Origin of the sequence: Hydrocoleum sp. CS-953 (assembly GCF_002260545.1) — a bacterium.
In the GTDB taxonomy this organism is placed as follows: Bacteria; Cyanobacteriota; Cyanobacteriia; order Cyanobacteriales; family Microcoleaceae; genus Trichodesmium.
Genome location: NZ_LGSU01001160.1, coordinates 1 through 7,406 on the forward strand (window position 1 = coordinate 1; position 7,406 = coordinate 7,406).

3 protein-coding genes are annotated in these 7,406 nt (G+C 36.5%); 2 read left to right on the forward strand and 1 reads right to left on the reverse strand.

The annotated features are described in order from the left end of the window. The first annotated feature begins 463 nt into the window (after positions 1-463). Both AFK68_RS18485 and AFK68_RS18490 read left to right on the forward strand, forming a co-directional pair. Complete coding sequence (locus AFK68_RS18485; protein ID WP_094674030.1) at positions 464-2,146, forward strand: hypothetical protein; 1,683 nt, start codon at positions 464-466, stop codon at positions 2,144-2,146. A 560-nt stretch (positions 2,147-2,706) separates the two neighbouring features. Further along, positions 2,707-4,252: NAD(P)/FAD-dependent oxidoreductase (locus tag AFK68_RS18490; RefSeq protein WP_143438025.1), on the forward strand; the 1,546-nt coding region annotated here is incomplete at its 3' end. A gap of 1,223 nt (positions 4,253-5,475) precedes the next feature. On the opposite strand, the gene AFK68_RS18500 is transcribed toward AFK68_RS18490, so the two are convergent. Next, positions 5,476-7,251 carry an AarF/ABC1/UbiB kinase family protein gene (locus AFK68_RS18500; RefSeq protein ID WP_094674031.1) on the reverse strand — a complete coding sequence of 592 codons (1,776 nt, stop codon included), beginning with the start codon at positions 7,249-7,251 and terminating at the stop codon, positions 5,476-5,478. Between the last annotated feature and the right edge of the window lie 155 nt (positions 7,252-7,406).

Genomic DNA, 7,406 nt, shown 5'->3' on the forward strand with positions numbered 1-7,406 from the left:
AATTACCTCTCCCTTTTAGGGAGAGGATTGACGAATAAGGAAAAGATTTATTTTTTTTCCCTTGAAAGGGGAGGCTTCAAGGCGTGAATTATCTAATTATTTAATTGTTTAATTATTAATTATTTCGGTAAGGGTAGGAATACCGAGTCTGAATTTAGAATTCAGGAGAAATGGGAATTATAAATGAGGTGGTCGGAAGAATTATCCCGTAATTTTTCTGCCATAGTTACCCCAAAATGCTAAATTTTTGAACCGGAACTACCTAAAAGCTAGCACTTTTTGATACCTATAAATCCTCAAGCCTCTATTTATAAAGACTTTGAGATTTAATCAGCAAGCCCTAATTAATTGGGTTGATATTTGATTTGGCAACCAGCTTGTAGATCATACCCTCAAACCAAATATTGTCCCTACTGTTTTCAAACGATCCAGTTTTGCACCACTAAATTAAGGAGAGATTACAGTGGCAACAAAATATAGAACTCTACAAACAGAACCTGCAGCACCTAAAGCTCCATCAACAGAATACACCTGGGAACAAATACTGCACTCCCATATATGGCTGATCTACTGCCTTTCACACCCTAAGACTTATGTAGGTCCAAAAGAATATTTAAAACAACTAGCAACTGAATCAATTCAGGAAACTTTTGCCAATGCCAGAGTCAAAAGATTGATAGGAACATGGGAACTTGTATGGGGTGTGGCTATTTATCAATTTCCAACTTCTGAAGTGAATGACAACACACTGTACATTGCCAAGTACAATGATAACAACCCAGAAAAAGATACTTATGTTCTTTGTATAGCTGGTACAAATATGAAGTCATTGTACAGTCTGATGTTTCAAGACTGCGATCTATTCTCAACTAAAAAGTGGAATAATGGTAAACCTTGGGACAGCCGAGCAAATTATGAGGCTACTACTGAACCCTCACTCTCTTCAGGATTTACCAGGGGTTTAAATGTGGTACTTAACAAGGCTAAGGATAGTAATGGTGGTTTGGTTATGGATGCTCTCCAGAACATAACCAGTCGCTCTACTAAACCAATAGATCTTTTTGTAGTAGGCCACAGTTTAGCAGGTGCATTGGCTCCACTTACGGCTCTATCATTATTTGAACGTCCGTCAGAATGGGATAGCAAAGGTATAGCTACAATAAAAGTTTTTTCCCTGGCAGCCCCAACTCCAGGAAACAAAGCTTTTCAGACCTATTATGCCTCAAAACTTGGTGGTGAGAAAACTCAACGTTTATGGTCTCCTATTGATATTGTTCCTAATTTTGCCACAAAGCAAGGTCTTGACAACACTGGAACAATTTATGAGCCTGATATTCCCTCGACTCCGTTGGTTGATGTTTTCTGTTCAGTATGGAATAGGACGATTGAACACCATGACTTTCAATACATTACCACTCAACCGCCTTATTCTGGACAGATAAATAATGACTTCCGCATCAAACATATTAACCAATATCCAGAAGTAAAAGAGTTTCTTGTGGATCAGTGTTCTGGAATGATAATGTACGTCTTTCTGAAGAGCTTAGAGCAGTTAGAAGAAATTCCAGGTATTGGTAACGTTATGTCACTCTTTGACGATACATTAGAAAATACCATCGAGTTAGGGAGTTCTATAATCTCAAAATCTTTGACTGAAATCATTGACGAAGGTGTGACGGTAGACCTGATTGATGAGAAAATTGAGTCAGTGTTTGAGGAAGTGCTTGATCAGATATGGCCTATGCCATTACCATTCTCACCTGTTTCTTTGATTATGTCTGCTCTTCCTAGTGGCTTAATTAATGGTGAAAGCATTTATAATCTCATGGATTGGTATATGCAGTTCTTTTACCAGCACACAGATGAATATATTACACATTACGGTATTCAAGAGTTTTTTGAACTCAAAGGAAAGATTACAAGTCAAGTAGATGCAAAACTTGGTAAGGAAGAGAACAAGAAGCAAGAAGCCAATACTATTCTAGTGAATTATGGTAAAGCCAAGAATGACGATATTAAAGATTTGTATCGTGGGGAAGGCAAGCTACTAGAAAATATATCTGATGTTGTCGCACAACTCAAACAATCAGGTGATGTAGAGAGAAATGCACAGCCTCTAATTTTAATAGTTGAGAAAAAAGGCTGATGAGAATTTTTGGGTTAAGCTACATCTAATTTTTAGATCGTAGCTACCCAAATAATATTCTCAATTACAACTAAAAAATTAATATAATCTTGCCAATATTTCTGGTTATTTTCCTCAATTTGGTATTTTATATCATGTCCGGATAATCAGTGATAAAAAAGTTTTTGTTTGTAGTAAACCTCTAGCCCTAACGGTAGATAGGGCTAAAGCCGAAGTACAAGCTGTAATTATAACTATTCAACCGGACATGATATAACTTTACTTGGAAGGGAAGGAAATNGTATTTTATATCATGTCCGGATAATCAGTGATAAAAAAGTTTTTGTTTGTAGTAAACCTCTAGCCCTAACGGTAGATAGGGCTAAAGCCGAAGTACAAGCTGTAATTATAACTATTCAACCGGACATGATATTAGTAACTAAATTTTCTCAGAAAGTTCATATTAATGTTCACAACATAAAGTATTGACAAATAGAGAATAATATATCATCATTATTAAATAAAATCAAATAATTCTTAAGCCAGAAGTCAAAAAACTTTAACAATTAGGAAATATAGTAATGACAGAAACAAAACGAGCTATAGTTGTAGGAGCTGGATCGTCTGGTCTAATAGCTGCCAAAGAACTTCTAGATATTGGTCTGGACTTAACAATTTTAGAAAAGGAAGCAACTTTAGGTGGTGTATGGCACAAATATTGCTGGAAGACTTCCACCCTCACATCTTCCAAGTGGATGACTGAATATGGCTGTTACCCAGCACCAAGTGAATATGCTGACTTTATGAAGCCAGAAGAAATGATGGAGTATCTCAGCTCATTTACTAAACATTATGGGTTAGAAGATAAAGTTCACTTTGGAGTTGAAGTTAAGGCGATAGCTCGCAGCACTGATGGCAATGGCAAATATGATGTAATTACTGATAAGGAAACTTACAGTGGTTACGATTATGTAGTTATTAGCACTGGCTTACATGGCAAACCAGTTCTTAGAGAAGTTCCAGGACTAGATAAGTTTACTGGTACTATAATGCACGGATTCAAGTATAAAGACCCAGAAGAATTTCGGGGTAAAAAAGTAGTGTGCATGGGTCTTGGTGAAAGTGGCATTGGAATTAGCTCTGAAATTAGCAGTGTAGCAGCTAAAACTGTTGTGGCAGCAGGTGCTTTTAATTTTGCTCCTCGAGTTTATCCTTATACTAATAAACCTTTCGATCAGATACAGTTCTGGCCAATAGGTCAATATATTAAGGACTACCAGGAATTATTGACTGTCCAAATGAGTTGGATTACTCGCCTACCAGAGCCATTACGAACTGCTTATGCAAACAGGCATCCTTGGTTACAAAACTTGCCTAAAGAATGGCTGCCAACAGCGTATATTCCCAACTATTGGGCAGGTAAATACTGGCCTAAACCTAACAGCAATTTTGGAGATGTTAGTGGTAACCTGACTCGACCAAGTGCTAATCCTGATGACATCATATATTTAGTTCAGAGTGGTAAGATTACAGCAAAGGGTAAGGTACAACGCTTTGATGAAACAGGTGCTTACTTCCCAGATGGCAGTAGAGAAGAAGTAGATATGGTAGTAGCTAACACAGGGTTTAAGCCTGGAGCTGCCTTAATCGAGTTTCCTGATAACTGGCAATACCGACACCAAGAATTGTATAAAGGCTGTTTCCACCCTGATATGCCTAATCTAGGATTTGTAGGCTTTGTTCGACCAACTGTTGGTTCGATCCCTGCTATGGCAGAAATGCAGTCACGCTTGGTTGCTCAAGTTTTTTCTGGTGAGTGTAAGTTGCCAGAGAAAGAAGAATTGAGAAAATTAACTAAAAAAGAAGCTGATGCTCACGCCAAGAAAAATCCAAAAATGACAGAGCGTTGGCCTCACGTCTATTTCTTCGATCAATGGATGGAAGACATAGCAGAACTACTTGGTACTCAACCTAAAATTTGGCAGCACCTCAGTTCTTGGAAGCAACTTCAAGGTTTTCTATTGGGAGCGCCAATGCCGTTACGTTTTCGTCAATATGGAACTGGAGCAGTTCCAGGTGCTCGCGAACGTTACGCTGAAAGGATTAATCAAGTTTATGGAACTCGTCNCTATTTCTTCGATCAATGGATGGAAGACATAGCAGAACTACTTGGTACTCAACCTAAAATTTGGCAGCACCTCAGTTCTTGGAAGCAACTTCAAGGTTTTCTATTGGGAGCGCCAATGCCGTTACGTTTTCGTCAATATGGAACTGGAGCAGTTCCAGGTGCTCGCGAACGTTACGCTGAAAGGATTAATCAAGTTTATGGAACTCGTCCTCAGTCTAATCTATTACCTTTTCTGGCAATTGGTCTTTTGTTCCCTTATATCCTATCTATAATTGTTTCTGCAATCTGTTTTTGGGGAGCTAACTTATCACCAATAATAAGTATTGCTTCAGGGTTACTGTTTTATACTTTATATATGACAGTAGATTTATTCAGGTTTGTGGTGGGATTTTTACCACTCACATTACCGAGTCTAATTGCACTAGGACAAACTTTGCCTTGGCAAAATTATGACAATGACACTATGATGCCTTTGATCTCTTTTCCTGAAGAAAACAGATTGGATTACACTAATCCCAGAGTATTTGAAAATGACGGAATTCCTCAAAGTGAATTATTAGAGCGCGAAATGGCTGGTAACAGTTAATTATTTGGTTCGTTGAACTTAAGAAAATATAATTGGCGATCGCGCCATAGCTTTATCTGCTAAGATAATTTATCAATACCTGTAAGGATTATCTATAATCTTTACAGGTATTTTATTGTTAAAAGTTGTCTCATATAGAATCCGGGTAATTAGTTATCGTATTGCGGAGGAGTCATATCAAATCCGGTTAAACAGTTATAGATTGGTTAAATCGTAATTGAGTCAGGAGGTAGGGACGTTGCATGCAACGTCCGTACGGAGTCAGGAGGAGAGAGAATTACAAAGATGAGTGTAGTTATGACGATTCGAGAATTTTTTTATGTCCAATCAAGCGGATTTGATATTACATCATAATTTTTGATTTATTCCTACAAGAAAAAATATAAATTCCATAAATTCTGGAAATAATATCAAATCCGGTAGTATCGGTGTAAAAAAGCGTAGAAACCGGGTTTATATAAAATGCCGACTATAACTGACATTTATCCCCCATAAACCCGGTTTCTTATAATACTCCGAAGCCAACGGATTTGATATAAAACCTTTGTTCTTCTTTAATATTTATGTTTTTCTTCCCCCTATTCCCTGCTCCCTGTGTTATGACTGTAGCAATATTGTATGAAATTGGTATTAACCTTAAACATTTAACTCTTTGCGCCCTAAAATTCCTACACAAGCTAATAAAACTTGGAAAATCAATCCCACAACAATTAATATTCCAACCCACTCTAAGTATGGTATGTATGGAAACTTGCTAACTATTTCATCAATTATTTGAGTATTAATCGGCTGAATAACCTCAAAATAGTGTTGATAAAGGAATACATACAATATAGCAAATTCAGAGACAAACGTTACATAAGATAACCTCCGTAAAATCACTACCATTGAGAGAGCAAACTGATTAACTGTCAACTCATAAGCATTTGTTCGCTTTCTAAGCTCTGGCAATGTTAAATAATTATACTGATTCACAACTTCTGAAGCTTGGCCAACCCATTTAAGAATATTATCAGGACGTAAACCATTAATTAAAGCACGACGTCGTGCTTGTTTGTTATACTTATTAATAATGTCAAAAACATCTATATCTGGCCATAGATACTGTATTGAACCATCTAATGCTAGAACAGACCTAGTAAGTTTTAAAAAATCCCAGTTAGTAGGGATTCTATAACCGAAAGCAACATCAACTACTCCTTTAATAGCTCCACCTAAAGATTTTTGCCGAAATGGTATTCCTTTAACCCTAGCTTTGACATACCAGTTCTCAAACTGACGCCCCATCTCTACTCGCACTCTATCAATATCCACTTTAGGAACGCCGACACCAAATCGAATATAGTAATCAGCTGCTTTGGTAAAATTTCCTTCCCCTAAACCATTAATATAGTTCAAGTAAGTATTCCTTAATTCTGCTTCCAAAGAACCTGTACTGCCGTGGTCAATCAGCACAAACTTGTTATTACGCAACAATATTATATTACCTGGATGTAAATCAGCATGAAATAGATTGTCTTCAAATAGTTGTCGGAAGAAGGACAAGTATATCCTTTCCCCAAGTTTGACTCGATTAATATTATTTTCTTCCTCCCATTTCACAGCTAGAGAACGTTTATTTGCTAAGGCTTTGATATAGTCTGACATCATTACACCATTTATAAACTCCATTACTAAAATCCGACGTTTAGAATATTTTTCGTATATCTTCGGCACAAAAACTTTATGTTCTTTCAGAGACTTTTTCATCCTGATAGTGCTGCTTGCTTCATATCTGAAATCTAGTTCTTCTTGAAAGGTTTTTTCCAATTCTGTGATAAATTCACCCCAACCTAAATAAGTAGCAATATTCAAGAAAATTAATATATTAACCAGACCCTTAATTACTTCTAAATCTCGCTTGAAAGCATTTTCTAAACCAGGACGCTGAACCTTGACAACTACAGGAATTTGTTTTTTACGCAAAACAGCAGTATGAACTTGAGCAATAGAAGCTGCTGCTAGGGGTTCCTCATCAAAAACTGTAAAAACTTTCTTCAAAGGAACACCCAATTCTGACTCAACAGTTGAGCGTACAGCATCAAAAGGAAAACCAAGTGCTTCAGACTGTAAATTGCGTAAGGAATCACATATAGGTTCTGGCAAAAGATCTGTTCGTAGTGCTAAGACCTGACCTGCTTTTACCCAAAAACCACCAAAATCTTCAAATATTTCTCGCAATTGAGATGCTGTTTTTTCCATATCTGGTTTGCGAGTAAACCTGCGCCACTGTACACCTAAAAAATAAATAATGAATCGCCGAAGAACATAAGGAGTAGTGACTCGTCGCTCCTCTATTTTTTCTACAATCTTGACTTTTTTTCTTTTCCTTTTTTCAATCAGTTGTGTTGGAATATATTTCTTGTTTACCATTCTATCATACTCTTAGAAAAGACGTAGCTTTCTGTTTATAATTTTGATTTCGGCTCTAAATATAAAATATAGTTTATATTCAGCATATTTCTATATAAATTTAATTGCAATAGTTGAAATAATTAAAATATTAAACATTAAGTAGAATATCAATT